This is a genomic window from Pelomonas dachongensis (assembly GCF_043555865.1).
GTDB lineage: Bacteria > Pseudomonadota > Gammaproteobacteria > Burkholderiales > Burkholderiaceae_C > Pelomonas > Pelomonas dachongensis.
The window spans coordinates 123,522-149,131 of the sequence record NZ_JBIGHY010000002.1 but is presented as its reverse complement, the minus strand read 5'-3'; the positions used below and the strand labels follow the sequence as shown (position 1 = coordinate 149,131).

Here is a 25,610-nt window from a genome sequence, read left to right as displayed (position 1 = left end):
GCCCTCGCCAAGCGCCTCCCTAGAAACCACAGACTTCAAGCGCGACAGGCACTTGCACGTACTGCCGCGTGTGGCACCGCAATTGCAATGAACAGGTCACGACCTCCGAAGGGGCAGCCATGCCCATGGATCCCGACGTCATGACCATCGTTTCCCACCTGTCCCGCTACTGGCGCCAGCACCCCGACGCCTGTGACACTGCCGAAGGCATCGCGCGCTGGTGGATCGACGTGGAGCCGCAGCCCGTGCCCGCGACGCTGGTGGAAGGCGCGCTGGGATGGATGTCGGCCTGTGGCGTCGTCGAGGCGCTGCAGGCGGCCGACGGCCGCGTGCGTTACCGGCGCGTCAGCACCGATGCCGCCCTCGGCGCGCGGCTCGATGCGCTGGTCGACAACCCGCAGTCGGTGCTGCCCACCGGCAAGCCCCGCGTGCACTGACATGGCCACCGTTTCCGCCATCCACGCCCTCACCAGTGGCCTCGCGCAGTTGCTGTCGCGCGCCTACCAGCTGAGGCCGGTGGCGGGCATCACGTGCAAGTTCGAGCCGCTGGGCATGTCGGACTTCAAGAAGCTGGACGGTCAGGACACCAAGGTCAGCATCGTGCTGTACCGCATCTCGCACAACGAGCATCTGCGCAACCGGCCGGCGGCCACGCTGCCCACTGGCAAGCCTGTGCCAATGACCGTCAACCTGCACATGCTCGTCACCGTGTGGGCCGACTCGGCGCTGCGCGAGCAGAGCCTCATCGCCTGGACGTTGCGCGAGCTGCACATGCGGCCGGTGATGGACAGGAGCGTCTTCGCAGACATCGGCGGCTTCGGGGTCGGAGACCTCATCACGCTCGCCCCCGAAGAACTCTCGCTCGACGACCTGAGCAAGCTCTGGCAGGTGCTGGTGCCACCGCTGCGGCCGTCGCTGGGCTATGTGGCGCGCAACGTGATGATCGACATCGACACTCAACCCGATGCCGAACGCGTGGTCGCCACGCGCTTCCAGCTCGGCGACGACGTCGCGGGTGGCGGGGAGAGCGCGTCGTGATCGAGACCCTCGACCGCCGGGTCTTCGGTGCCATAGAGTTTGTCGACGACGTCACCGACGCCCGCGTGCTGGCGCCGCTGCACGTGGAGGCGCCAGGCTTGGGCCTGCTGCGCAACGGCAGCGGCTTCTACGTCATTCGCCACTTCGACGACCATGAGGCCTACACCCGCGCGTTCGACGGCGCACCGGCCGACCCGCCGCGCACCGACGTGGCGATGACGGTGCACGACCCCGCGCATCGCTACCTGCCGCGCGGCTTCACTGTCGCGCTGCCGCGCCTGCTGCGCAAGCCGACATCGACGGTCCCCGAGGCCGACAACGCGGTCACGCCCGTGCAGGTGCGCCTGCACCCGGCGGCATCCCAGCACTTGCGCGCCACCTGGGCGGCGCTGCGGCTGCGCGTGGTGGTCGATGCCGGCGGGCCCGAGGTGGGCCTGGCCAACGTGCTGGTCGAGGCGACGCCGGCCGTCGCCGGCCTGACCGTGCATCGCACCATGACCGACGCCCATGGCGAGGCTCTCGTCGTCATCGCGGGTGCGCCGCCGCTGCTGCCCGACCCGGGCCCCGCGGGTCTCACGCGCGAATTCAGGCTAGCCCTGAAGCTTGTGCTGGACCAGGCCGTCGTGCGCCGCACCGACGCAGCCGCGCTGCCGATCCCCGATCCCCGGCGCGTGCTGGACCGCCTGGCCGCGCTGGACCCTGCAGATCCGGCGCCCGCCTTGACGACGGTGGATGCCGGCGAAGTGTTTCTGTCCGCCGGATCGAGCCGGCGTTCCCTGGCGAAGGTGACCTGGCCTTAGCCGATCGATCCCCATGGAGGTGAACCGTGCCTGAATATCTTGCACCCGGTGTCTACGTCGAAGAGGTCAGCTTCCGATCCAAGTCCATCGAAGGCGTGGGCACCAGCACCTGTGCGTTTGCCGGGCCGACGCGCAAGGGCCCCGGCGGCGTCTCGCCCGAACTGTTGACCAGCTTCGCGGACTTCGAGCGCATCTACGGCGGCGTCGAGGATCTGGCCTTCGACGGCGACACCAGCGCCGTGCACAACCGCAACTACATCGCGCACGCCGCACAGGCCTTCTTCAACAACGGCGGTGGCCGGCTATACGTCAGCCGCGCGCTGACCAGCGACGCCACTGCAGCCACCGCGTCGGGAACACCCGTAGTTGCAGCGGCCGGCCCGGCCCCCGCCCCCGGACCCGCACCGTCGCCCGGACCCGCACCGTCGCCCGGACCCGCACCGTCGCCCGGACCCGCACCGTCGCCCGGACCTGCACCGTCGCCCGGACCCGCACCGTCGCCCGGACCTGCACCGTCGCCCGGACCTGCACCGTCGCCGGGGCCTGCGCCCGCACCGGCCCCCAGCCCGCGTGCCTGGTTCGAGGCCCGCTTCCCGGGCACGCACTACAACGGCGCGAGCGTTCGCGTAAGCCAGGTCGCCACGCCAATCGGCAAGAAGGGGCTGGAGATCGCACCCGACGGCACGGTGGTGCGCGTCCACCTGAAGGACACCGCCGCCACGCTGGTGGGGCTGTGGGCCAAGACGGCGGGCAGTTGGACCACTGTGGGCGCCGCCGTGCCGCCGCCCGGACCCGCACCGGCACCCGGCCCGGCGCCTGCCCCGGGGCCGGCCCCCGCGCCGGCGCCCAGCATCTCCACGTTGCCGGCCGACTTCGACGCCGCCCAGTTCACCGCCGTCGCGCTGACCTTCGACGTGACGGTCGACACCACCGACGGCGCCCGCGCGGTCTATGAAGGCCTCACGCTGGGCAGTGAGCATCCGCAGTACATCGGCGCGCGGCTGGCCGACAAGCCCGGCAAGCGCGCAGACCAGCTGGCCCAAGGCCTGGCGCTGAAATTCAGCGGGGCGGCCGTGACGGCCGGGGAGCTGCTGGCGGCCTTCGGCGGCGGCACGATGGCCAGCGACGGCAGCGAGCCCAGCTCCACTTACACGCTCGCCGGCGGCACGGACGGCAGCGCGCCGGACGCCAACGAGTACGCCGACGCGCTGGCGCTGTTCGTCGCGCTGGACGACGTGTCCATCGTTGCCTGCCCGGGCTACTCGGCGTTCTTCAACGTGTCGGGCGGCTCGATCTATCGCGCCATCCAGGACGCGCTGATCACTCACGTGGCCGACCCGCGGCGCTACCGCATGGCCGTGCTTGACGCGCCGCCGGACGTGACGCCCAACCAGATGCGCGATCTGCGCGGCCTGGTGGACTCCAACCGCGCTGCGCTGTACTACCCCTGGATCGTCGCCGCCAACCCACTGGCCGGTCCCAACAGCACGCAGCCGGTGGAGATCACCCTGCCGCCGTCAGGCCACGTGTGCGGCATCTACGCGCGCAACGACATCGAGCGCGGCGTGCACAAGGCTCCGGCTAACGAGGTGGTGCGCGGCGCGCTGCGCTTCGAGCCGGCGGTCAACTTCGGCCAGCAGGAGCTGCTCAACCCCATTGGCGTGAACTGCCTGCGCGCGCTCAACGGCCGCGGCCTGCGGGTCTGGGGCGCCCGCACCATCTCCAGCGACCCGGAGTGGAAGTACCTCAACGTGCGGCGCTACTTCAACTACCTGGGCGCCAGCATCGACCGCGGCACTCAGTGGGCCGTGTTCGAGCCCAACGGCGAGATGCTGTGGGCCAACGTGCGAGGCACCATCGGCGACTTTCTCTACAACGAGTGGCGCAACGGCGCGCTGCTCGGCACCAAGCCCGAGGAAGCCTTCTTCGTTCGCTGCGACCGCACGACCATGACGCAGAACGACCTGGACAACGGCCGGCTCATCTGCCTCATCGGCGTGGCCGTGGTCAAGCCGGCCGAGTTCGTCATCTTCCGCATCGGCCAGAAGACGGCCGACGCCAAGAGCTGATCTGCTGAAGGGAACCCACCATGATTCAACGCGACACCCCCTACGGCGCCTTCAACTTCCAGGTCGACCTCGGCACCGGCGTGGTCGCCGGCTTCTCCGACGTGTCGGGCCTGGTCACCGAGATCACGGTGGCCGAGTACCGCAACGGAAACGATGCCGAGAACCACGTGCGCAAGATCCCCGGCGTGCACAAGGTCGGCGACGTGACGTTCAAGCGCGGACTGATGGGCAGCAAGGACTTGTTCGACTGGATCAAGTTGACCCGCACCGATGGCTACAAGGCCAAGCGCACCGTGGTCATCCACCTGCTCGACGAGGCCCGCAACGGCCCCGTGGCCACCTGGCGTCTGCAGGGCGCCATGCCGCTGAAGTACACCGGCCCCACGCTGGCCGGCAAGGGCGGCGGCGACGTGGCGATGGAGGAGCTGGTCCTCTCCTGCGAGGGCTACCAGGTCGAGTGAACCGCACCCCATCGCGCTGAACCGTCATGACCATCACCCGCCCGCGACCGGGCCTGAGCTTCGAGGTGGCGCTGCCTGTGGCAGCCCACCCGCTGCGCACGGATATCGCCTGCTTCATCGGCACCGTGGCGCGCCGCCGCGTGCCACCGGCCGGCGAGCTGCAGGCCATGCCCAACGTGCTGGCCCGCTGGCTGGCCGCGCAGCGCATCGAGCGTGTGGGCGGCGTACCGGTGGCGCAGTTGCGGGTGTCGCTGGCCTCGGGCGCTCGCTTCGTGGAGACGCTGCTGGCGGCCGCCTCGGCTGATGAAGCCGCGGGGCTGGCCGAACTCCTCGCCGCGCAGACCCGCCGTCCCGTGTTCGCGGCGCTGTTGAAGGACTGCCGGACGCTGACACCGCTGCCGGATGCCCTCATCGACGACCCGCGCCTGCGGAGCTTTCAGCCGCGCAGCTTGCTCGGCACCGACGAACTGGCGGCGTGGCTGCGCATCCAGCGGCTGCACAACCTGCCGGTGGCCCTGGAGAGCTTCGACACGTTCGACGCGCTGTTCGCGTGGGACCAGCACGGCATCCGCGACCGCCGGGTCCGCGCCGACGACCCCGTGCTGGCCACGCCGCTGGGCGTGGCCGTGCGCGCCTTCTTCGGCGAGGGCGGGCGGCGCTGCTACGTCGTGCGCAGCGGCGACCCCAGCGATGTGTTCGACACGCGCGTGAGCCGATTCGCCGCCTGCTTTCCAGAGCCACGCGGGCCGTTCGTGCCGACGGTATTCGACGCCGACACGGAGCGGTGCCCGCAGTTGCCCGGCATCCGGCGCCTGATGGCCGGCAGCGACATGACGGGCCTGCGCAGTGGCGCGCCTCCCGTGGCGCAATCGGCCGCGGACTGGGTCGGGCTGGAGCATGTGTACGGGCTGGAGGACGTGAGCTTCGCTCTGCTGCCCGATCTCATCGATGCCTGCGCGCGCCCGGTACCGTCTCACGTGCCGCCCGCCGAGGTTGTCGCGGCTGACGAGCGCTTCGTCGAGTGCGTGCAGGAAGCGCCGCCCGACAACCTGCCCGTCGGTCGCCGGCTGCCACCGCCCCGGCTGGACGCCCGCGGTCTGGAACTGTGGCGCCAGCTGCAACTGCGCGCGCTGGCGCTGCTGGACAACGCCGGCCGATCCTTCCACCGCCGCGACGTGCAGTTGCTGGCCTCGCTGCCCTTGCTCAGCGACGCGACCGACCTACCGCCCCCGGCGCAGTGGATTGCGTGGATGGCGCAGACGCCTGGTTGGATGCTGCCGGCCGCCGACGGCGAGGGCAGCCTGCTGAGCGACCGCCTGCAGATCGCCTACCCCTGGGTTCGCACCGGCGACAGCGCCGACGCGCAGGGCGGCATCGAGGCGCCTGAAGGCACGCTGGCCGGCGTGCTGGCCCGCAGCGCGCTGGAGCGCGGTGCGTACCGCTCTGCGGGCACGCGTCCGCTGCAGCGCTACCAGGGCAGCGAGCCGGTGATGGCGTGGACCCAGGCCACGCAACAGGCGCACTGGACGCCGCTCGGATCGCTGACGCTGGCCGAGCGCGTGTGCCTGCTAGGCCCCACGCCGCGCGGGCCGCAGCTGCTGTCGGACGTGACCTGCGCCGACGACCCGCGCACGCGCCAGGCCTGCGTGCGGCGGCTCATCAACGTCGTCATCCAGGCCTCTCGCGGTGCCGGCAACGACCTCAGCTTCGAGCCCAACGGCGAGAGGCTATGGGCACGCGTGCGCGAGCGGCTGTCCGACCTGATGCGCGTGCTGCTGACGGGCGGCGCGCTGTCCACCGACGGCACGCCCTTCGTCGTGCGATGTGGCCGCGACACCATGCAGCAGAACGACCTCGACGCCGGCCGGCTCATCGCGCAGATCGAGATCCAGCCCGCACAACCCATCCAGCGCATCGTCGTCGTGCTGAACCTGCGCGACGCCGGCCCGGCGTCGGCGTTCGCCAACGCGGCGTGATCGGCATCGAAATCACCATGCCCGACACCAACGACCACTTCGCGCCGCCCATGTTCGGCTTCCGCTTCAGCGTGGCGTTCACGCGCGAGCCCATCGCCCCACGCGGTGGCGGCACTGGCGCCAGCGGCGACGAGCCGCTGTGCGAAGGCGCCTTCGCCGAGGTGTCGGGGCTGGAAGCCTCGATGGAGACCAAGACCATCAAGGAAGGCGGCGTCAACTACGGCGCCCACCAACGCGCCGGCCAGGTCAGCTTTGCCACCGTGGTGCTCAAGCGCGGCATGACGCAGCAGCGCGACCTGTGGAACTGGTGGGGCCTGTTCAGCGGCGCGGGCACCAGCGACGGCAACGTGCGCGCCAACGGGGCCCTCGCGCACCGGCTCACGGTGCGCATCACGATGCTGGACATCGACGGCACCCCCCGACTGAAGTGGCGGCTGGAGCGGGCCATGCCGGTCAAGTTCAAGGCCGCGGACTTCAACGGCCGCGCCAGCGACGTCGGCATCGAAGAGATCCACCTGGCCCACGAAGGCCTGTTCTTCGAGGCGGTTTGACCATGAGGCCCCTCGTGCAAGGCCTACCTTGGCCGGTCCCCCGGGGCGGCAGTGATGCTTGCGGCATCGATCCGCAACCACATCGCCAGTGCGGGTCGGCTTGGGAGTGGCCCGGCGCACGGCCCGCCGCCGAACCTGGAAATGAGGGCTGACATGCGCATCCCGGACGAACACAAGGCCAAGCTCTACAAGGTCGACCAGGCCTGCCCGAGCCAGGAGCCCAACGCCGACAGCCCCGACGCGGTGCTCGTGCAGTTCAACCCGACCAGCCTGTCGTACTCGGTGCAGAACACGCTGGAGAAGAAGGGCCGCGACGCCAACGCCAAGCAGTTCGTCGCGCAGACCACGGCCAAGCTGGAATTCGACCTGGTGTTCGACAGCACGCACGACGGCGGCGACGTGCGCGAGCAAACGGATCGGATCAAACAGTTCCTGAACCCCGGCGACAAGGCGACCAACAAGGACCAGGCGCCGCCGCTGGTTGGTTTCCGCTGGGGCACCTTCCAATTCAAGGGCATCGTCGAGTCGTTCAAGGAGAACCTGGACTTCTTCTCGTCCGAGGGCGTGCCGCTGCGCTCGACGCTGAAGATTGGCCTGTCGTCGCAAGACCCCAAGGATGTGTTCGCGGCCTTGCCGCCGGGCCACCCGGACGCGTCGGCTGCGGCCGGGGGCGGCGTGAGCCTGGCCCCGATGGGCGCACGCGGCACCAGCGGCATGGCTTCGCAGGGCGGCAACCCCGTCGCGGGACGCGCGCTGGCGGCGGCCAACGGCTTCGAGAGCATGCGCAACCCGGGCGCCGGCGTGGCGGCGGTGGCCGGCGGCGGCATCGAGCTGAAGGCCGCCGTCAGCTTCTCCACGGGCGGTACGGCCGGCGCGGGTACCGCTGGCGGCATCGGTGCGGGCATGGGTGCCAGCGCCGGCGCGGGCATCTCACTGGGTTCTGGCCTGAGCGCGGGTGCTTCCTCCGGCGGCGCCGTCAGCCTGCAGCCCTTTGCCGGCCTCGGGGCCAGCAGGACGCCCACCAGCGTCCGTCTCAACGCCGCAGCACTGCAGGCGCCGCCGCGCACACCGTCCGTCGCCGTGGGGGGCGAGTTCGCGCTTGGTGGCAAGGCGGTCAGCGCGAGTTCTTCCGGCATGAAGGCCGACATGGGTGTCGGCGCCCGCATCAAGTTCGACTGAGCAAGGAGCCACCGTGGCCGTCGTCATAGAGGAACTGGAAGTGCAGACGCAACCGCAGCCGGTCAGCCCGCCGCCGTCCGCGTCGGGCGAAGGGCAGGGCGGCCCTACGCTGGACGAGCGTGCATTGCAGGCGGCGCTGAGCCGCGAGGCGTGGCGGCTCGAACGGCTGGCCGCCGATTGAGAGGGACGTCATGGGCGAGATCAACCTGTCCCACCTGGCGTTCTACTCGGCACGCCCCACACTGCGCATTGCCGGGCAGGACGATGACATGGCGGCCGGCCTCATGCAGTCGCTGGTGATGCGCGAGCAGGAGGGCGGCCTGTCGTCGCTGGAAATCGCCTTCGTCAACTTCACCGCCCGCGCCGACGGGCAGGTGGGCTTGGCCTTCGAGGACGAGCGCCTGCTCAAGCTCGGCGCGGCGTTGAAGGTCTATGCCGGCGAGGCCGCCGCGCCCACGGAGATCTTCTCCGGCACCGTCAGCGCGCTCGAACTGGCGCTGGACAGCGAGGGGCCGCCGCGCCTCCTCGTGCAGGCCGAGGATCAAGCCCAGCAGGCGCGCATGACGCGGCGCATCGCCGTGTATGACAACAAGTCCGTGGCCGACATCGCCCGCGAGGTGGCCGGCCGCATGGGCCTCACGCCCACCATCACCGGCCTGTCGGACACGTCCGTGGTGGAGGTTCAGTTCAACGAGAGCGACCTGGCCTTCCTGCGCCGCCTGCTGGCCCGCCGTGGCGCAGACCTGCAGATCAGCGGCGGCGAGTTGCAAGTCTCGCCGCGCCGCGACGTGCAGCGCAACGCCGTGACGTTGCGCATGCACAGCCAGCTGCACAAGGTGCGCGTCGTGGCGGACCTGGCGCATCAGGTCACTGAGGTGAAGCTGTCGGGGTTCGATTACGCCCAGGGCCAGGCGGTTGAGGGCACCGGCAGCAGCGCCCCGGTGGGACCGGGCAGCGGCCGCCTGGGTAAGGACCTCCTACAGCCCGCCTTCGGGGAGCGCGTGCAGCAGACCTCGCACCGCCTCGCGCTCACCCAGTCCGAGGCCGACGCACTCGCGCAGGCCGAGTTCGAGCAGCGCGCCCGCCGCTTCGTGCGCGTGGTCGCCAGCTGCGAGGGCAATCCGGCGCTGCGGGTGGGCACGCACGTGACGCTGGCCGACGTGTCGCCACGCTTTGACAACACCTACTACGTGACCGGCTGCACCCACCGCTACGACGCGCAGCGCGGCTTCGAGACCGAGTTCAGCGCCGAGAGCGCCTACCTCGGCAACCCGGCGTGAGTGCCCCATGAAACGCGACACGCTTCCCGTGCAGCATTTCGCGGCACCGCTGCATGCGCTGGCCATACCGTATCTGGGCCGCGTGACAGACGTGAACGACCCGCTGAACCTCGCCCGCGTGAAGGTGGAGCTGTATGCGCTCGACACGGCCAGCGACGTCGCGTTGTGGGCGCGCGTCGCCAGCCCGTTTGCCGGCAACAACCGAGGCGGGTTCTTCATTCCGCAGGAAGACGACGAGGTGCTGGTGGTGTTCGTCCACGGCGACGCGCGCCACCCGGTGGTCGTGGGCGGGCTGTGGAATGGCGCAGCCGCCCCGCCCGAGAGCCTGAATGGCAAGGTCGACCGCTGGAGCATCACCGGCAAGGCCGGTACGCGCATCGCCATCGTCGAGCAGAGCGAGGCCACGGCCACCATCGCGTGCGAGACGCCCGGCGGCGTGAAGCTGACGATGACCGACGAGGCAGGCGGCAAGGTCAGGATCGAATGCGCGGGCAACACGGTCACTATCGACACGCAGGGTGTCTCCGTCGAGGCCGCCGCCAAGGTCAAGGTGCAGGCGGCGCAAGTGGAGGTCAGCGCCGGCATGGTCAAGGTGGACGCGGCCATGTCCACGTTCTCCGGCGTGGTCAAGTGCGACACCCTCATCACCAACGCGGTGGTGTCGACGTCGTACACGCCCGGCGCGGGCAACATCTGGTGAGGCCGGCATGACGCAAGCAGTGAAGCGCCCGCCCCAACCCCTCGCAATCCGCGCGTCCCAGGCGGTGTCGCACGGGCGGGCGCACCCGGTCTGCCTGACGGGCCTGCGTCATGGCTCGCGCGCCCACGAAGAGCGGCCGGTCATCGTCGAGCGGCGCGACCAGGAGTTCGTCGAAGGCCTGCTGGAAGACCTGGCCGACACCGGCCGCCACGCCGCCGTGCTGGCCATGTCGCCCGCCCGCAGCGACGGCGCGCTGCGCGTGTTTCCGCCGCTGCAGCGCGTGTTCAACCTGCTGGTGCTGGAATGCTTCTGCGACCAGCCCGGCCAGCCGCGCGTGGCTCCGGACAAGATCGACAGCAGCGGCTTCGTGCTGCGCCGTGTGGACGGTGCTCGCAGGCTGGCGTGGCTCAAGGCCGGCAACAAGGTATTCGGCTGGGAGCCGGTGGACGAAGACCTCGACCCCGCGCATGACCGGCGCGGCCGGGCGGTGCTGCTGGGGCACCCGCTGCTGGACGCGTTGGCGCCGAGCCAGCAGCGCGTGCGCACGGCGGGGTCGGCGCGGCTGGCGGCGTCGGCAGTATCGGTCAGCGAGGACGTGCAGCCCCTGTTCGTCGCCGCGCCCGACGTGTGCGCCGGTGCTGGCAAGACGCTGTTGTTCGGCACGCTGAAAGTCGTGTCTGGCGAACTGACCGAGGCCACCGCCAGCGCGCCGGCGTTCGGCACGGACGCCGACGAACGCAGCGCGCTGCGGGCCGACATGGTGAGCTATCTGTTGCCGGGTGGTGCGCGCGCCTTCCCGGTGCCGGCCGTGCGGACCATCGGCACGGACGACGCCCGCCGCGCCGCGCAGACGCCGCTGGCGGCGTCGCAACCCGCGTTCACCCGCGCCGAGCACGACGCGCTGTACCGCACGCTGGGTCTGCTGCTGCTGCAACTGAACAACCAGTACGACGCCTTCGGTGAGGGCAGCGGCGCGCGGGCGCTGCAGGCGGCACTGCAGACGCTGCAGGTCGAGACCGACGTGCCCGCTTCAGGCGCCCAGCCGGCGCGCATCGACCGGCGTAGCGCCTGGCAGTTTGTGCTCGACGCCAAGGCCGTGCTGTTCGACGCACAACCCGGCGCCACGGTCAGCATCCCCGACCGCTGGGGCGCGGTGAGCCCAGCGACCGGCGACGCGATCTTCGAGGCGTCGCTTGTGTGCATGCAGCAGCAGTTCGCCAGGCTGCTGCCAGCCGGCGGGCGTTTCGACAAAGGCCGCAACGGCGCCGAGCCGCGCTTCGTCGTGCGTGCCTTCGTGCGCCTGAAGCCCGAGCACGACGGGTGCCCGGTCCGCCTGGTGTGGTCGGGCTACAGCGAGGAATTCACCATCGCACCGTGGTTCGAGTCGTCGGGCGCCGCGGTACCTGTCATCCCCATGCCGGACCTGCTGGACCGCAACCAGCTCGCCAAGGTCAAGCCCAGCGTCGCCTTCGCGCTGCCGCCCCGGCTCGCGCAGCTGCTGCGAGGCGATCCCAAGGACCTGATGGACGGCAAGGGCAGCGGCGCCCCCGCCATCGGCCTCGGTTGGATCTGCTCGTTCTCGCTGCCCATCATCACGTTGTGCGCGTTCATCGTGCTGAACATCTTCCTGTCGCTGTTCAACCTGATCTTCCAGTGGATGGCGTTCCTGAAGATCTGCTTGCCCATCCCGAAGGCCAAGGAGTAGCGCGTGATCAAGCCAGCGCCCACCCTCGCGAACTTCTCTGAGCCCATCGGCTGGCCGCTTCTGCCGGTGCCCGATGCCAACGGCCAGCTGCACTACCCCAGCCTGGCGCAGAGCGTGCGCCAGCTTATCCAGGTGCTGCTGTCCACGCGGCCTGGTGAACAGCTGATGCGGCCGGGCTTCGGCGCCGGACTGGAGAACCTGCTGACGGAGCCCAACACGGTGGCCACCCGCAGCCGCATCAAAGACCTGGTGGGCGACGCGCTGAAGCGCTGGGAGCCGCGCATCGTTGTGGACGGCATCGCGGTCGATCCGGTCAGCGACGCAGCCACCGGCGTCGCCGACGGCGTGCGCGTGGAGATCGCCTACCGCCACCAGCGCACAGGGGCGCCGGCGCGGGTGGGGCTCACGCTGGTGATGGAGTCGCGCCATGCCAATTAGGCCGCCCGCCCTCGACGACCGCAGTTTTGACGACCTCGTCGCCGAGTTGCTGTCGCGCATCCCGGCGCACACACCGGAATGGACGCACCCGCGCCCCGGCGACCCGGGCCGCACGCTCATCGACCTGTTCGCGTGGCTGGGCGACACCATCCTGTACCGCGCCAACCTCATTCCCGAGCGCCAGCGGCTGGCCTACCTGCGGCTGCTGGGCATGCCGCTGAAGCCCGCCACCGCCGCGCGCGGCCTGGTGTCGCTGAAGGTGAAGGCCGACCGCACCGCCGTGGCCGTGCAGGTGCGCCCCGGCTCCAGCATCGACAAGCCGGTGCCGTTTTCTACGCTGAACTTCTGCACCGCCTACCCGCTGGACGGACGGGCCTTCATCCGCCGCAAGCTCGGTGCGCAGGAGCAGGACGACTTCAACGCGCTGCTGCCCGACCTGCAGGCGGTGTACCGCACGACCGAGGGCACGCCGCTGGGCTACGTCACCACCGAGGTGTTCGCTCCCGGGCAGAACCTGGCCACCGGAGTGGATCTGATCGAGGCCACCGTGGACGGCTCGCTGTGGATCGCACTGCTGGCACCCAGCGCCAAGCTACGCGCGGACGCCCGCCAGACGCTGGCCGCCGACGCTGAGGACGGCGCACGCGCGATCAACGTGGGTCTGGCGCTAGCGCTGGATGTGCCTGATGGCGGTGCAGGCGGCGAAGGCGGTGAGGGCATCACCGCCCGCAGTCCCATCCCGCTGGTGTGGGAGATGACGACCGGCAGCGACGCGACAACGCCCCAGGTGCCCGACGCCGTGGCGCTGGACGCGCTGGAGGACAGCACGCGGGGGCTAACGCGCTCCGGCATCGTGCGGCTGGCGCTGCCGGGCATCGAGCGCATCGGCGCGCCGTCCAACGACCCGCGTGAGAACCTGCATGCCGGCGTTGGCGACGCCCCGCCGCGCCTGGAGAGCGACGAGGACGCCAGCAAGCTGGTCACCTGGCTGCGGCTGCGCGTGCAGCCCGGCTTCGCGCTGTCCAGCCTGCGCCTGGCGTGGGCGGGCGTCAACGCCGTGCATATCGAACAGCGGCAGGCGCTGCCGGGGCGTGCCGTCGGCGTGTCGGACGGCGGCTCCGACCAGCAATTCGAGCTGGGCATCAGCACGCTGGGCACTGCCGATCCGGCCACGTTGCAGCTCCTCGTGCACGACCCCGTCAGCGGCAGCCGCGTGTGGTCGCCCATTGACGACCTCGGCCGCGCCGGCCCGCTGGACAACGCCTTCCAGCTCGACCCCGAGGCCGGCACCGTTCGCTTGGGCGACGGCGTTCACGGGCGCGTGCCCAGCACCGGCAGCCGCATCGTGGTGACCGGGCTGCGCGTAGGTGGCGGGGCGGCGGGCAACCTGCCGGCGGGCACGCTGGCCAAGCTCGACAGCCTCATCAACCGCCAGGGCGGCAAGGACAAGCCCAGCCCCGCCATCGACATTCATCAGCCGCTGGCGCTGCAGCACGGCAGCGACGCGGAGACGCTGGACGCGGCCGAGCGCCGCATTCCCGCGTACTTCCAGCACCGCGACCGCGCGGTGACTGCCGAGGACTACCGCGTGCTGGCCCGCGAGGCGCCCGGCGTGCAAGTGGGGCGCGTGGAGGTGCTGCCGCGGTTCAAGCCGCACGAGCGCAACGCCAGCGTGCCCGGCGCGGTGTCCGTCATGGTGCTACCGCAGCGCCTGGGCACGGGCCACGCCGCGCCGATGCCGCGCGCCGACCGGCCGCTGTTGGAAGCGGTGCACGGCTTTCTGAACGAGCGCCGGCCGCTGGGGACCGAGCTGTACATCATCGGCTGCGAATACCGTGAGATCGGCATCTCAGTGGCGGTGCAGGTGCGCGACGGCTTTGCGCGCGAGGACGTGCTGGCCGACGTGCGGCTGGCGCTGCGCCGCTACCTGTGGCCACTGCCGCTGGGGCTGGGCGGTGCCGACGGCCCCTGGCCCGCGACAGCCACCAACGACGGCGGCTACCCGCTGGGCCGCAAGCTCGGCGACCGCGAGCTGGAGGTCGTGGTGGCGCGCGTGGCCGGCGTGGCCGGCGTGTCGCCGGTGCGGCTGTTCGAAAAGCAGGACGGCGTGTTCGTCGAACTGCCCGGCGCGGGCAAGCTGGTGACGACGCTGATGCTGGACCCGTGGCAGCTGCCGGAGCTGACGGCGCTGGCGGTGGTCGAAGGCGTCAATGCGCCGGTGTCCGTCGATGCGCCGTTCCCGGGCGAAGCAGGCAACGGCGGGCCGGCGCTCTACCTGCCGGTCGTGCCGGCATTCTGCTGAGGGCGCCATGGACGTCAACGGCCTGCGCTCCTTCGGCCTGTCCTTCGGCGGCGGGCTGCAGCCGTGGCGCGTGCCGGTGCCTGGCGGCGAGCCGACCGAGGCCGTCGAGGCAGCATTGCACCACCGCGTCACAGGCGCGCGCCTGGCCAGCCGCGCCCACAGCCTCGCGCTGGTGGAAGAAGCGGCCAGCGTGGCCGATGTGGCGCTGCAGCCGTCCGTTGCGGTGGACGCCTTCGGCAACCACGTGCAGTGGGACGGCAGCGGCATCACCAGCGTCTCGCACCTGGCCGCCCGGCATGCGCTGGCGCCTCAGGCCTTCGCGCTGCCCGCGAAGGCCCAGCCGGTAACGGACATGACGGTCGGGGACGACGACGTGCTCTACCTTGCCGCCAACGGCGCGCTGTGGCTGGTGGACCTGCGCGGCCGCTTCGAGTTGACGCAGCTCGACGCGCCGGTCGGCTTCAACCTGCAGCGCCTGGCCTCGGCGCCCGGCGGCGGCGTGTGGGCGCTTGACGTGGAGCAGGGCGGCATCGCGCGCATGAGCGGCCTGCCGCTGGCCACTCTCCCCGTCTATGTGGGCCGCGGCACCGATGCGCGCTTCAGCGCCGCCGACCCCAACCCCCACCCGCCGCGCTGGCGCGTGCTGGCCGCGCGCGTGCCCGCCAGCGAGAAGGCGGTCGCGCTGTCAACGCACCGCCGCGGCCCGCTGTTGGTGCTGAGCCTGGGCCGCGCGGCCGGCGGTGCCTCGGTGCGCGCGTTGCTGGACGAGAGCCGCCTGTCGCTGCCGCTGCGGCTGGCCGGGCCGCGCTTCCCGCACACGCTGGGCTGGCTGGACGGCGAGCGCATCGCAATCGCCACGCGCGGTGTGCTGAAGTCGCCCGAGGGTCGCGACCGCGATCCTGGGGTTTGGACCTACGCCATGCCCGCCACGCTGCTGGAGCGTCTGGCCGCCGCCAGCGCGGAGGGGCACGACACGTTGCCGCAGGACCTGCGCCCACCGCTGCAGCCGCAGGGCGATTTCTATCCGCTGGCCGGCTGGAACGGCGGCGCCTTCGTCGCGGGCCGGCCGGGTGAGCGACTGCACTACGCGCGGCGTGGCGATGCCGGCGTGGCTCCGGCGCGGGTCGCCCGCGTGTCCACGGGCGCCCGTGCGCGCTACGGCCTGCTGGTGAACGCCGCGCAGGACCGCACGCCCGAAGACCGTGCCCGCGCCGCGCTGGGCCGTATCGATGCGCGCGACCCGGGTACGGTCTGGCACCGCCTCTACGCCGAGGCCGCGGTGCCGACCGGCTGCGCGATGCTGGTCTGGCTGGCCGCCAACGATGCCGACGCCCCCGACTTCACGCCCGGCGAACGCGGCCGGCGGGCGCACTGGTACCCGCATCTGATCGGCGAGCGCAGCGCGTTGCCGCAGGCGCTGCAGGACGCGTTGCCGCCCGACATGCCGCGCGCCGCCTGGGTCAAGGACGCCACCGAGGTGCCCAGCGGCCAGAGCGTGCTGTGCTGCGGTACCGGGGGCGATCAACCGGCGCGTCCGGGCCAGGCCGGCCTCTTCGCCATGCTGATCCAGCGCGCCGGCACGACGGTGCGCGCGTTGCAGGGCTCGCGGCTGTGGGTGGCGCTGGAGTTGTTCGGTGACGGCCGCGCCACGCCCGAACTGGCCGTGCTGCGGGCCTACGCCGGCCGGCTGTCCTACCGCGACCGCTACCTGCCGGCGCTGTACCACGAGCGTGTCTTCGGCGCAGACGCCGACCGCGCCGGCCCGGCCACCGGCGCCGACTTCCTCGACCGCTTCCTGCACCTGTTCGAGGGCCTGTTCACGGACATCGAGGGCCGCATTGCCGCCAGCGCGCTGCTGACTGATGCGATGGCGTGCCCGCCCGAGGCCTTGGCCTGGCTGGCGTCGTGGGTCGGCCTGTCGCTGGAGCCCGGCATGTCGCGCGAGCGCGCGCGCTGGATGCTGCTGAACGCGCCGCAGCTGGCGCGCCACCACGGCACGCTGGCGGGCCTGCAGCGGGCGCTGGACATCGCCACCGACGGCGCCGTGACGCGCGGGCGCATCGTCGTGGTGGAGGACTTCCGGCTGCGCCGCACGCTCTCGACCATCCTCGGCGCGCAGCTGCAGGACGCGACCGACCCGCTGACGACCGGCCTCACGCAATCCGGCAACTCGGTCGTCGGCGACGCGCTCTTCCTGGGCGATTCGCGCACGCTCAGCGACGGCGAGCTGAAGACCTTCCTGGCGCTGTTCCGCCACCTCACGGCAGCCGCCCCCCAGGCCGACGCAGCACTGCAGGCCGGCCGCGCCGCCGCGCACCAGGCCTTGTTCGACGACCTGGCACACCGCGTGACTGTCCTGGTGCACGACACGTTTGGCGCAGACGAGAAGGGCATGGTGAAGCGCCTGACCGAACTGGCTGCGCCAGCCCACGTGCTGACCCGTGTCGTTGATGCCGCCTACCCGTTGATGGTGGGCGTGGCCGCGCTGGTGGGCGCCGATACCTACCTCCGTGCCGCGCCGCCCCAGCGCCCCGTGCGCGTAGGGCCGGGCGCCGAGACCTCGTCGCTGGGCGGCGTGGACACGCTGCGCGGCGAAGCCTCGCTGGACGCCCATGCCGGCGCGTTCGACGCCGTGCTGCCGCCGCAAGCCCCGCAGCAGCGGCCGGTGGCGCGCATCGCGGTGCAAGGCCTGTCGCCTGGCGACACGGCCGGCGTTGCCCAACCCTTCCAGCTCGACGGCAGCGCGTCGAGCGCCGAAGAGGGACGCGCCATCGACAGCTTCACCTGGACGCACCTGCCGCCCGACTGACCCCCACCCACCGACCCCCAGCCACTTCAAGGAGCCCACCATGGCCAAGTTCGTTCCCGGCACCGATGCCAGCGTCAAGTCCGACGAGCCCCTGCTCGACGTCGTCGTCAGCCCCAACGCCCCGCTGAAGCCCGGCAAGCACGTGTTCCAGCTCGTTGTTGTGGACGACGCGGGCAACGAGTCCGAGACCGCCAACGTGACCATCATCGTGCAGGACACCGAGCGGCCCACGGCGGTCATCGACCTGCTCACCGAACGCGGCGAGCGCGTTGCCACGCCCGAGGTGAACGTGCCGTTCGGCCGTGCCTTCCGCCTCACCGGCGACCGCTCAAGCGACATCGGTGGCGAGGTCAAGGTGTGGAACTGGACGCTGCTGCGCGGCTAACGGCTCGTCATGGAAACCCTCAAGGTCGACGCGCCGCTGACGGTCCGCGAGCCCCAGGTCCAGCTGGACCCACGGCTGCCCGCAGGCACCTACCGGGTCCAACTCGTCGTGCAGGGCAGCACCGGCAAAAGCGCGTCGGCCAGCCTGCAGATCAAGGTCTTCAAGGAGTGAGCATGGGCGCCGCCGACACCAGCCTCGTGAAAGAACAGGCCGACGACTTGGTCGCCGACAGCCTCGCGCCGCGCGGCGTGCCCGAGCGCGTCCACTACGCCACCGGCGTGCTGCTGGGCGCGGAGGACTTTGCGGCCGAGCAGCTGTACCACCGCGGTCGCATGGGGCGCGCGTTCGCGGCACTGTACGGCGTGGGCACCGTGGCCGGTCTGCGGGTCAGTTGCGCGGCGGCGGACAACCCGGAGCTGGAGGTGCAGGTGGCCCCCGGGCTGGCGCTGGACCGGCTGGGCCGGCTCATCGAGATCCGGCGCATCCAATGCATCCACGTCACGCGCTGGCTTGCGCAGCGCGAGGCCATGGGCGCCACGGCGCTGGAGCGCATCAACGTCATCGACGCGGTGCGCGAGGACACGCCGGGCGAGCCTCGCCTGGTGCTCGATGTGTTCCTGCGCTTCGCCACCTGCCCGCACGGCAAGACACCCGCCTTCGCGGCGGGGCCGTTCAACGCCACCGACTACGTCGTGCCGGCGCGGCTGGCAGATTCCTTCGAGCTGACACTGCAGCTCGCGCATGACGTCGGCGAGACCGAGGCCAACCCGAAGGGTACGCTGGCGCAGCCACAGCCGCGCTCGCCGAAGCTGGAAGCCATGCTGGCCGACCTGCAGGGCGTCACCGACCCCGTGCAGCTGGAGGCAGCGCGACGCCTGTGGTGCATGGAAAGCGCGCTGGACGCGTGGCCTGAGCCGTCACATGACGACCCAACGCGCCTGCCCAAGCTGGCCGAGCACGCTGTAGAGGCCGACTGGGACCGCGTGCTGCTCGCACGCGTGGCCATCCCCGTGCAACAGGCCGACGCGACCCGCTTCCCCACCGTCGACACGGCAGCCATCGCCGCGATCGCGGCGGCACCGCAGCCCCCACCCGGTGAGCACCACGAGCCGCGGTGGCGCGACCTGGCCGACAACGCGCTGCGGCCCATCGTCTTCAACCCTTATTCGTGGCGCGGCGCGCTGTGAGGAGCCTGTGATGCCAACCCCGACCCGCGAAATCACCATCCAGGACGCGCAGGACGACGCCCGGCTGCAGGCCCAACTGGCGGCCGGCGCGCTCATCGTCGATGCCGGCCGGCGGCGGCCGTTCTACTTCGATGGCCGCTTCCTGACCGCCGACGACCTCACCGCCGACCAGGACTACATCCGCGCGCGGCAGTCCGACCTGGCGCAGGCCATGGGTGCGGGCGTCATCCGCGGGCTGATGGTGGGCCTGGGCACGCAGGCGGCGTCCAACAGCCCGCAGCTCGTCATTGAGCCGGGGATCGGCGTCACGCCCAGCGGCGACCTGGTGAACATCGACAGCCGGCAGACCGTGGCCATCGCCGCGCTGCCGATGGCGGCGCAACTCGATGCCCAGCTGGGCGTGAAGCTGCTGCCCGCGGCCAGTGCTGTGAACCGCAGCGGCCTGTTCGTGCTGGCGCTGCGGCCCATCGAGTTCAGCGCCAACCCGACGGCGGCCTACCCGACCACGCTGGACGGCCAGCGCACGGTGCGTGACGGCGACATCATCGAAGCCACGGCCATCACGCTGATTCCCTATCCGGACCGCGCCGGTGTGGAGAACGCCAACGCGCGGCGCTCGCGCGTTGCGCGCGAGATCTTCTTCGACCGCCAGCGCCCCGGCGTGCTGCAGGACGCGCTGCCGCTGGCCATGGTGTGCCTGGAGGGCGGCACGCTGCGCTGGATCGACGTGCACATGGTGCGGCGCGAAGTTGGCGCCGAGTCCACGCTGGCGGCTGGGCTGTCGCAACGGCCGCGCGCGCTGCTGGAAGCCTGGCTGAAGCAGCACCAGGACCAGATGGACGACATTGATACCGGCACGGTGCAGGCCGGGTTTGCGGCGGCGCGGCAGTTCGAGGTGCTGCCGCCGGTGGGGCCGCTGCCGGCGGCAACTCTGCGCTTCGAGACCGAGCTGGGCGCACTGACGCTGCTGCAGAGCTACTTCCCGCCGCTGGTGGACTGCGAGTTCGCCTTCATCCCCAGCGACGAACTGGCCGCACTGGTGCAGGAGGCGCTCGCGCTGCCGCCCATCGACCTGCGCGCCGCGGACGACGACCTGGACCACCTGTCCCTGCTCATCGTGGCGCCGGTCACGCGCCAGCAGCTGGAGCAGCACAAGCGCTCGCTGCAGACGGTGGTGCGGCCGGTGCGCTCGGCCTCGGCCGGGCTGATTGCCAAGCGTTCCCCGTTCGAGTCGCTGGTGCGCCTGTCGCAGCCCGACCTGCTGATCCGCCCCCCGGTGCTGGAGGTGCCGGCGGACGGCCTGGCGCAGGCCTGGCAGCGCGCCATCGAGGCCGCGCGCACGCAGGCCGCCGCCGGCGCGCAGGGGCGCGGCATGTTCTGGTACCTGCGCAAACGCCAGTTGCCCTACACGGCCGAGATCTCCGGCACCACGCTGCGGCTGGCGGGCGATGCCCGTGCCCTGGACGCCGAGGTCGACGTGCGTTTGCGCGCCGACGCGGTGCTGACGCGCTTCGGCAGCCTGGTCGCCAAGATCCCGACGCTGGCACGCGCCGAGGCCGTGAACCTGCTGGCCGCTCCCAAGCTGGCCGTCTCCGCCGACCTCGGCAACCAGGTGCTGGCCACGTCCGACCTGCTGCGCCGCAGCGCGTTCTCGGCGCTGTCGCTGCGCGCCGATGCCCGCGGCGATGACGGCCTGCAGCACGACGACGTGCTGGAAGTCGCCCGCGCGTTCGGCGACCCCCGGCTGGGCGAGGGCTTCGACGCGCTGGCGCAGGCGGCCGCGCCGGACGTGAAGAAAGATCTCCAGACGGCCGAACTGGTGAAGTCCGTGGCTGACAGCGGAGTGGCGCAGCACCTGGACCGCGCCGTGCGGTCGCTGCCCGTGCTGCAGCACGCAGGCTTCGCGCTGCAGCTGCGCGATGCGGCGCAGGCGCCCGACGCCGGCCTGCGGCTGGCCGCGCTTGCCGGCGTGAAGCCCAAGCTGGAGCAATAAATGAAGATCCTGCGCAGCATCGACCGGCCCCTGGCAGGCGAGCACGTCCTCGCGACCGTGCCCGCGCTGGGGCCCTATGCCAAGGCGGGGGCCGGCGAGCCGCCGCTGCGCAAGCGGCTGCACCTGTTCCCGCAGCGCTCGCTGACGCACACCGCGCTGATCGAGGAGCAGCGCGGCCGCATCGCCGACGCGATGCGGCTCGGCCAGTCGGTGGCGCCCGGCATCATCGACGGACTGGAGCTCGCCATCGAGGGCGACACGCTGGTGCTGCTGCCCGGCCGTGCCATCGCGCCGGACGGGCAGGACATCGAGCTTGCCTACCCGCTGCACATCGCGTTCGACGCCATCAGCGTGATCTCGCCGCGGGTCGAGCAGGCGCTGGAAGACCATCACCTCGGCGCCACGCCGTGGGAGCGGCTGTCCAGCTTCCAGCGCCAGACCTCGCTGGCCCAGGTGCTGGCCGAGCTGGACGGTGCCAGCTTCCTGCCGCATGCGATGGCGCTGGTGGCGATGCCGCGCACCATCGCGCTGGACCGCAGTGACGCCATCGATTCCCCGTGCCCGAACGCCACCGACGAGAGTGCCTTCTCGCGCGCCGCCTGGGAGGACGGCTTCCAGCTCGTCTGGGCGCCTTGGCCGCAGGACCGGCCGCTGCCGCCGTGGAGCGAAGACGACGTCCACGTCGATCCGCGGCTGCGCAACCGGCTGGCCTACGCGGTGTTCAACGCCGAGCGCGAGCGGCTGTCCGTCGCCGTGCCGCGCTCCATGCGCGAATGGATGGAGCGCGCCAGCCTGTCGCCGGCCGAGCTGGACGCGCTCGCCGCGCAGGCGGGCCAGGTAGCCGAGCGCGGTCAGCCCTGGCCCTGGGAGCTGCTGGGTGTGCCGCTCTCGCTGGTGGCTTTCGATGCGCAGTTCAAGCCCGTCTTCGCCGACCGGGGTGCGGTGGTGCGCCAGGGCGGCGGGCGGCGCAACCGCAGCGCGCTGGTGCCGTGGTCGGGCGATGACGTGCTGTGGCAGGCACGCGTCTCGCAGCTGCTAGAACACCTAGCCGAACTCGCGCCAGCACAGCGCCAGGCCGACGCGCTGGCCCGGCAGTTCGATTGGTTGCCGCCGGCCGGCATCCTGCCGCGCGACATGGCCGATTTCGCAGCGGGGCGACAACGGTTTTTCCCACCCAGCTTCGACGTGCAGGCCCAGCCGGTGCCGCTGGACATGGTGGACGCACTGATCGCCGAGGCGTCGCCGCTGCTGCCGTTCAACCTGTCGCTGCGCGACCAGGTGCAGCTGCTGGTGCCCGTGCCAGCGCGCTTGTACGACCCCGACCTGCTGAAGCTGGACCTGCCGCTGCATCCGCTGTTCGACCTGGAGGTCGCCCGCCTGACCGGCGAGCGGCTGCAGCTGCTGACCCGGCGCGACGCGCTGCGCCGCCGCTTCGACCTGCTGACGCAAGCGTTGGTGGGCGACACGCCCAGCTACCCGCAGGACGATCCGAACGCGCTGCCCGACGAGACCGGCGCGCTCGACGCGCTCGCCTTTGCGCGCATCCACCGCTCCAGCACCGTCGCCAATGGCGCGGAGATGCACGAGTTCAAGGACGCGCACTTGAAGCTGGAGTTCCAGGCCAGCGACGAACTGGTGGTCTTCGTTCGCATCGACCGGCCGCCGGCCGGCATCGGCGTGCGGCCGCTGGTGAGCGGCGAGCCCCCGCAGGCTGCGCTGACGACGCGCCCCTTCACCTGGGGCCGCGTGCCGCGCGAGGCGGGTGGCGACCGCATCGGCGACCTGCCGCCGACGGGCGTGTGGACGCGCCTGTCTGTGCCGATGGCGCGTGCCGGCCTGGCAGGCCAGAAGATCGACGGCCTTGCGTTCGCCATCTTCGGCGGCGACGAGCCCAGCGAGGTGAGCTGGGGCCACGCGGGCCGGGCCGCCAGCGGGGTCGAGTCGTTCTGGGTCAGCGACGCGCTGCCGCCAGGTGCGCAGGTGAGCGACGCCAGCGGCTGGGTGTGGGTGGAGCAGGGCGCCGCCGCCGATGCGTCCGAGGACGCCGCGCTGGGAGTGCCGCTGGAACCGCTGGCGCCGCAGCAGGGCGACAGTGCCGCGCCGCCCGGCGCGCGCCCGCACACCCGCCACGTCAGCGAACTCGACAAGCTGCTGGCGAGCTGGAAGAACTTCCGCGCGGGCCTGCTGACCGTCGAGCTGGGCGAACCACCCGCCGGCCGCACCGCCACCACGCCGCCGCGCCCCGTCGATGGCGGGCTGGACGAACTGATCCAGCGCCTGGACGGTCGCATCAAGGCGGCGGGAGACCACGTCGACTTCGGCTTCCTGCGGGCGCGCACCGACATCTTCCGGTTGCGGCAAAGCGTGCTTGGCACCGACGACGCCGGCCGCTTCCTGACCTCACCGGCGGCGGCCGAGCTCGTGCAGCGCAGCGACAACCCGGTCGCCACCGAGAAGGAGTTCAACGACTACTTCAAGCGGCTGAACGAAAAGGCCGTCGCGCCGCCTGTGTTCGAACGGGCGACGCGGGCCCGTGTGGGAGCGGCGGCGGCGCGGGTGGGGGCCGGCAACGTGGCCGCACTGCGCCTGGCCGAGAACGGCAACCGCCTTTCGGTGCCCACCAGTACCTTCGCGCTGTCGTCGGCCGGCACGTCGCTGTTCGCTGCGCCGGCGCCAACCGCGCTGCTGCTGCGCGAAGCGCCCTCGCCGGTGATCGGGGTCGGCGGGCGGTCGCGGCTGGAGGTGGACGGGGCGGTCAAGATTTCGCCGGAGATCGCCGTCACGCCGGTGAAGGTCATCGGCGGCAAAGCAGCGGTCGGTGTCATCGGCGGCGTGGGCGTGCGGCCGGTGCAGCTGAGCCTGGAGACGCCGCCGGCCATCAAGGACGTGGTGGGCGCCAGCCTCATCGGCGCCACCTACAACACCGTCACCGTCGCCGAGCGCTTCACGCTGCCGGCGTCTGTGGTGTCCAGCAACACGGCGGCCAAGGGCAAGAACGACTTCGTCGTGGGCGGAATCAACGGCCTGAAGGCCAGCGGCTTGGTGGTCGACGACCTGCCCATCTACGGCTACCGCAAGCCAACCGGCGACGACCCCACCCGCGTGACGGCCGGCGACCTGCTGGGCGGCGCCGACCTCAGCGACGAGGACGCCGCCGACGTCGGCACCGACCTGCACGAGGCGGTGTACTTCCGCCGCGGCATTGACGCCATCGACAACACCATCCGCTTCCTGCGCGGCATGGAGCTGCGCGCGGAGGACTACCGCCGGTTGCAGGCCGACGCGAAGGCCGCACGCGAACGCATTGCCGGCGTCACCACGCGGCTGCAGGACCTGCTGGCGGCGCTGGCGCTGCGCCTGGCCGAGGTGAGGCACGACCTGTCGGTCGCGCGCGCGCTGCGCGACGAGGAGCAGGCGCGCCTGGCCGCGCTGGCAGCGAAGCGCCGCGCCATCCTGGCCGAGCATGTGCCCTACCTGGTGTTCCGCCGCCCGCGCGTCACGCTGGCGCTGCAGGACACCCCGCTGCTGGCCGCGCAGCCGGCCGACGTGGCCGACCCCGTGCCGCGCTGCCGCAACGATGCCCACGACGCGCCGCCCGAGCTGATGGCGATGGTCGACACGCTGCGCGACGTGCCGGTGCGCTGGCTGCGGCCCATCGCCGACGTGTTCGTGAAGCTGGACCGCATCACCGACATCGAGCGGGTGGTGGCGCAGGCGCAGCAGCGCGTGTTCCTGGGCCAGGCGGTGTCGACGGTGAGCCTGCTGGGCGTGGCGAATGGCGCGCACACGGCGACCGGCCTGATGCTGGCAACCACCTTCGAGCGCCACACCGAGCGCATCGCGCAGTCCTACCAGGACTCGGCACGGCAACTGGTGGGCTTCGATGCGACCAGCTGGCGCCAGGCCATCGAACCCGTGCAGCGCATCGCCAACGTGCGCGACCTGCTGCAGGTCGGCACGCAGCGGCGCGAGGTCACGCTGGCCGCCGCCCAGTTGCTGGACGACGTGGCGGGCGTCTCGGCCTGCCTGCATGCGGCTTTCTGCACAGTGCCGCCGGCCACGCGGCTGCGCTGGACGGCGCTGTTCTCTCAGCTCGACGCGGCGGTGTCGTTGCGCCTATTGACGGTGCTGCCCGGCTTCGGCAACGAGAGCCTGGGCGTGGACCACATCACCTGGCGGCAGATGCAGCGCATGGTGGACTGGCTGTTCGCCCAGGTGGCCGACGAGGCCCCGGCGCAGGACGCCATGAACGACCTGGTGCGCGTGTGCCTGCTGCTGGCCGCGCATGCGCCGGTCAAACGCATCATCAGCGCGCGCATCCGCCGCCCCGTGCCGGCCATCGTCAACACGCGGCTGGACATCGCCATCGACCCCGCCATCACGCGAATCGGCATGCAGGTGCTGGTGCATGCCCCGAGCACGCAGACGCTGCTGGCGCGCGCCGTCATCGAGGACCTGGCCGACGGCGTTGCCACCGCGCGCATCACATACGCGCCGGCCGGGCCGGCTGTCACGCTGGATGCCACGCTGCGCGTGCAGGTACAGGCCGGTCCGCCGCTGACCACCGCCGGCGTGCAGCGCGCGGAGGCGGCGCAGGTGCAGGCGGGAGCGGTTCCCCGCAGTGCTGCCACCGTGGCCACTGCGGCCACGAGGCCCGCGCCACACGGCGCCGAGCCGGTTGCCGAGAAGCGGGTGGCCCGGCAGGTGGAGGCGTTGCGCATGTCCAAGGTGCGTTAG

Annotated in this window: 20 protein-coding genes; all 20 read left to right on the top strand. The window is 71.7% G+C overall.

Annotated features, from left to right (window positions below; translation table 11 throughout):
• Positions 1–119 precede the first annotated feature (119 nt).
• The 20 genes from ACG02S_RS05400 (at position 120) to ACG02S_RS05300 (ending at position 25,610) form a co-directional block, all read left to right on the top strand.
• Positions 120–437 (top strand): hypothetical protein, encoded by a 318-nt coding sequence (locus ACG02S_RS05400; RefSeq protein WP_394469419.1) that lies wholly within the window; start codon positions 120–122, stop codon positions 435–437.
• Between the two features lies 1 nt (position 438).
• Positions 439–1,038, top strand: a complete 600-nt coding sequence (locus ACG02S_RS05395) for a Pvc16 family protein (protein WP_394469418.1) — start codon at positions 439–441, stop codon at positions 1,036–1,038.
• The gene (locus ACG02S_RS05390; RefSeq protein WP_394469417.1) at positions 1,035–1,838 is read left to right on the top strand and encodes a hypothetical protein; all 804 of its coding nucleotides are present in this window, start codon (positions 1,035–1,037) and stop codon (positions 1,836–1,838) included. The genes ACG02S_RS05395 and ACG02S_RS05390 overlap by 4 nt, the downstream gene beginning before the upstream one ends.
• 26 nt (positions 1,839–1,864) lie before the next feature.
• Complete coding sequence (locus tag ACG02S_RS26420; protein WP_419964802.1) at positions 1,865–3,907, top strand: phage tail sheath family protein; 2,043 nt, start codon at positions 1,865–1,867, stop codon at positions 3,905–3,907.
• A 20-nt stretch (positions 3,908–3,927) separates the two neighbouring features.
• The gene (locus tag ACG02S_RS05375) at positions 3,928–4,368 is read left to right on the top strand and encodes a phage tail protein (RefSeq protein ID WP_394469415.1); all 441 of its coding nucleotides are present in this window, start codon (positions 3,928–3,930) and stop codon (positions 4,366–4,368) included.
• A gap of 26 nt (positions 4,369–4,394) precedes the next feature.
• Positions 4,395–6,344, top strand: a complete 1,950-nt coding sequence (locus tag ACG02S_RS05370) for a hypothetical protein (protein WP_394469414.1) — start codon at positions 4,395–4,397, stop codon at positions 6,342–6,344.
• A 17-nt stretch (positions 6,345–6,361) separates the two neighbouring features.
• Positions 6,362–6,895 (top strand): phage tail protein, encoded by a 534-nt coding sequence (locus ACG02S_RS05365; protein ID WP_394469413.1) that lies wholly within the window; start codon positions 6,362–6,364, stop codon positions 6,893–6,895.
• A 153-nt stretch (positions 6,896–7,048) separates the two neighbouring features.
• Positions 7,049–8,074, top strand: a complete 1,026-nt coding sequence (locus tag ACG02S_RS05360) for a CIS tube protein (protein ID WP_394469412.1) — start codon at positions 7,049–7,051, stop codon at positions 8,072–8,074.
• A gap of 13 nt (positions 8,075–8,087) precedes the next feature.
• Positions 8,088–8,255, top strand: a complete 168-nt coding sequence (locus ACG02S_RS05355) for a hypothetical protein (RefSeq protein ID WP_394469411.1) — start codon at positions 8,088–8,090, stop codon at positions 8,253–8,255.
• A 10-nt stretch (positions 8,256–8,265) separates the two neighbouring features.
• Positions 8,266–9,354, top strand: a complete 1,089-nt coding sequence (locus ACG02S_RS05350) for a phage late control D family protein (protein ID WP_394469410.1) — start codon at positions 8,266–8,268, stop codon at positions 9,352–9,354.
• Between the two features lie 7 nt (positions 9,355–9,361).
• Positions 9,362–10,054 (top strand): phage baseplate assembly protein V, encoded by a 693-nt coding sequence (locus ACG02S_RS05345; RefSeq protein WP_394469409.1) that lies wholly within the window; start codon positions 9,362–9,364, stop codon positions 10,052–10,054.
• A 7-nt stretch (positions 10,055–10,061) separates the two neighbouring features.
• Positions 10,062–11,759, top strand: coding sequence for a hypothetical protein (locus ACG02S_RS05340; protein WP_394469408.1), 1,698 nt, complete (start codon positions 10,062–10,064; stop codon positions 11,757–11,759).
• Between the two features lie 3 nt (positions 11,760–11,762).
• The gene (locus tag ACG02S_RS05335; RefSeq protein ID WP_394469407.1) at positions 11,763–12,197 is read left to right on the top strand and encodes a GPW/gp25 family protein; all 435 of its coding nucleotides are present in this window, start codon (positions 11,763–11,765) and stop codon (positions 12,195–12,197) included.
• Positions 12,187–14,499: a putative baseplate assembly protein gene (locus ACG02S_RS05330; RefSeq protein ID WP_394469406.1), complete on the top strand. Its 2,313-nt coding sequence runs from the start codon at positions 12,187–12,189 to the stop codon at positions 14,497–14,499. The genes ACG02S_RS05335 and ACG02S_RS05330 overlap by 11 nt, the downstream gene beginning before the upstream one ends.
• 7 nt (positions 14,500–14,506) lie before the next feature.
• Positions 14,507–17,308 (top strand): phage tail protein, encoded by a 2,802-nt coding sequence (locus tag ACG02S_RS05325; protein WP_394469405.1) that lies wholly within the window; start codon positions 14,507–14,509, stop codon positions 17,306–17,308.
• A 40-nt stretch (positions 17,309–17,348) separates the two neighbouring features.
• Positions 17,349–17,693 carry a hypothetical protein gene (locus ACG02S_RS05320; RefSeq protein ID WP_394469404.1) on the top strand — a complete coding sequence of 115 codons (345 nt, stop codon included), beginning with the start codon at positions 17,349–17,351 and terminating at the stop codon, positions 17,691–17,693.
• Between the two features lie 9 nt (positions 17,694–17,702).
• Positions 17,703–17,864, top strand: coding sequence for a PKD domain-containing protein (locus ACG02S_RS05315; RefSeq protein ID WP_394469403.1), 162 nt, complete (start codon positions 17,703–17,705; stop codon positions 17,862–17,864).
• Positions 17,865–17,866: 2 nt separating this feature from the next.
• Complete coding sequence (locus ACG02S_RS05310; protein WP_394469402.1) at positions 17,867–18,880, top strand: hypothetical protein; 1,014 nt, start codon at positions 17,867–17,869, stop codon at positions 18,878–18,880.
• Positions 18,881–18,890: 10 nt separating this feature from the next.
• Positions 18,891–20,873 (top strand): hypothetical protein, encoded by a 1,983-nt coding sequence (locus tag ACG02S_RS05305; protein ID WP_394469401.1) that lies wholly within the window; start codon positions 18,891–18,893, stop codon positions 20,871–20,873.
• Positions 20,874–25,610 carry a hypothetical protein gene (locus ACG02S_RS05300; RefSeq protein ID WP_394469400.1) on the top strand — a complete coding sequence of 1,579 codons (4,737 nt, stop codon included), beginning with the start codon at positions 20,874–20,876 and terminating at the stop codon, positions 25,608–25,610.

What these genes read in the sequence shown, in the direction of transcription:
- ACG02S_RS05305 (WP_394469401.1), top strand. Translation starts at nt 18,891, where the DNA reads ATGCCAACCCCGACCCGCGAAATCACCATCCAGGACGCGCAGGACGAC.
- ACG02S_RS05330 (WP_394469406.1), top strand. Translation starts at nt 12,187, where the DNA reads ATGCCAATTAGGCCGCCCGCCCTCGACGACCGCAGTTTTGACGACCTC.
- ACG02S_RS05365 (WP_394469413.1), top strand. Translation starts at nt 6,362, where the DNA reads ATGCCCGACACCAACGACCACTTCGCGCCGCCCATGTTCGGCTTCCGC.
- ACG02S_RS05395 (WP_394469418.1), top strand. Translation starts at nt 439, where the DNA reads ATGGCCACCGTTTCCGCCATCCACGCCCTCACCAGTGGCCTCGCGCAG.
- ACG02S_RS05325 (WP_394469405.1), top strand. Translation starts at nt 14,507, where the DNA reads ATGGACGTCAACGGCCTGCGCTCCTTCGGCCTGTCCTTCGGCGGCGGG.
- ACG02S_RS05315 (WP_394469403.1), top strand. Translation starts at nt 17,703, where the DNA reads ATGGAAACCCTCAAGGTCGACGCGCCGCTGACGGTCCGCGAGCCCCAG.
- ACG02S_RS05340 (WP_394469408.1), top strand. Translation starts at nt 10,062, where the DNA reads ATGACGCAAGCAGTGAAGCGCCCGCCCCAACCCCTCGCAATCCGCGCG.
- ACG02S_RS05345 (WP_394469409.1), top strand. Translation starts at nt 9,362, where the DNA reads ATGAAACGCGACACGCTTCCCGTGCAGCATTTCGCGGCACCGCTGCAT.
- ACG02S_RS05400 (WP_394469419.1), top strand. Translation starts at nt 120, where the DNA reads ATGCCCATGGATCCCGACGTCATGACCATCGTTTCCCACCTGTCCCGC.
- ACG02S_RS05300 (WP_394469400.1), top strand. Translation starts at nt 20,874, where the DNA reads ATGAAGATCCTGCGCAGCATCGACCGGCCCCTGGCAGGCGAGCACGTC.
- ACG02S_RS05310 (WP_394469402.1), top strand. Translation starts at nt 17,867, where the DNA reads ATGGGCGCCGCCGACACCAGCCTCGTGAAAGAACAGGCCGACGACTTG.
- ACG02S_RS05350 (WP_394469410.1), top strand. Translation starts at nt 8,266, where the DNA reads ATGGGCGAGATCAACCTGTCCCACCTGGCGTTCTACTCGGCACGCCCC.
- ACG02S_RS05360 (WP_394469412.1), top strand. Translation starts at nt 7,049, where the DNA reads ATGCGCATCCCGGACGAACACAAGGCCAAGCTCTACAAGGTCGACCAG.
- ACG02S_RS05370 (WP_394469414.1), top strand. Translation starts at nt 4,395, where the DNA reads ATGACCATCACCCGCCCGCGACCGGGCCTGAGCTTCGAGGTGGCGCTG.
- ACG02S_RS05320 (WP_394469404.1), top strand. Translation starts at nt 17,349, where the DNA reads ATGGCCAAGTTCGTTCCCGGCACCGATGCCAGCGTCAAGTCCGACGAG.
- ACG02S_RS05375 (WP_394469415.1), top strand. Translation starts at nt 3,928, where the DNA reads ATGATTCAACGCGACACCCCCTACGGCGCCTTCAACTTCCAGGTCGAC.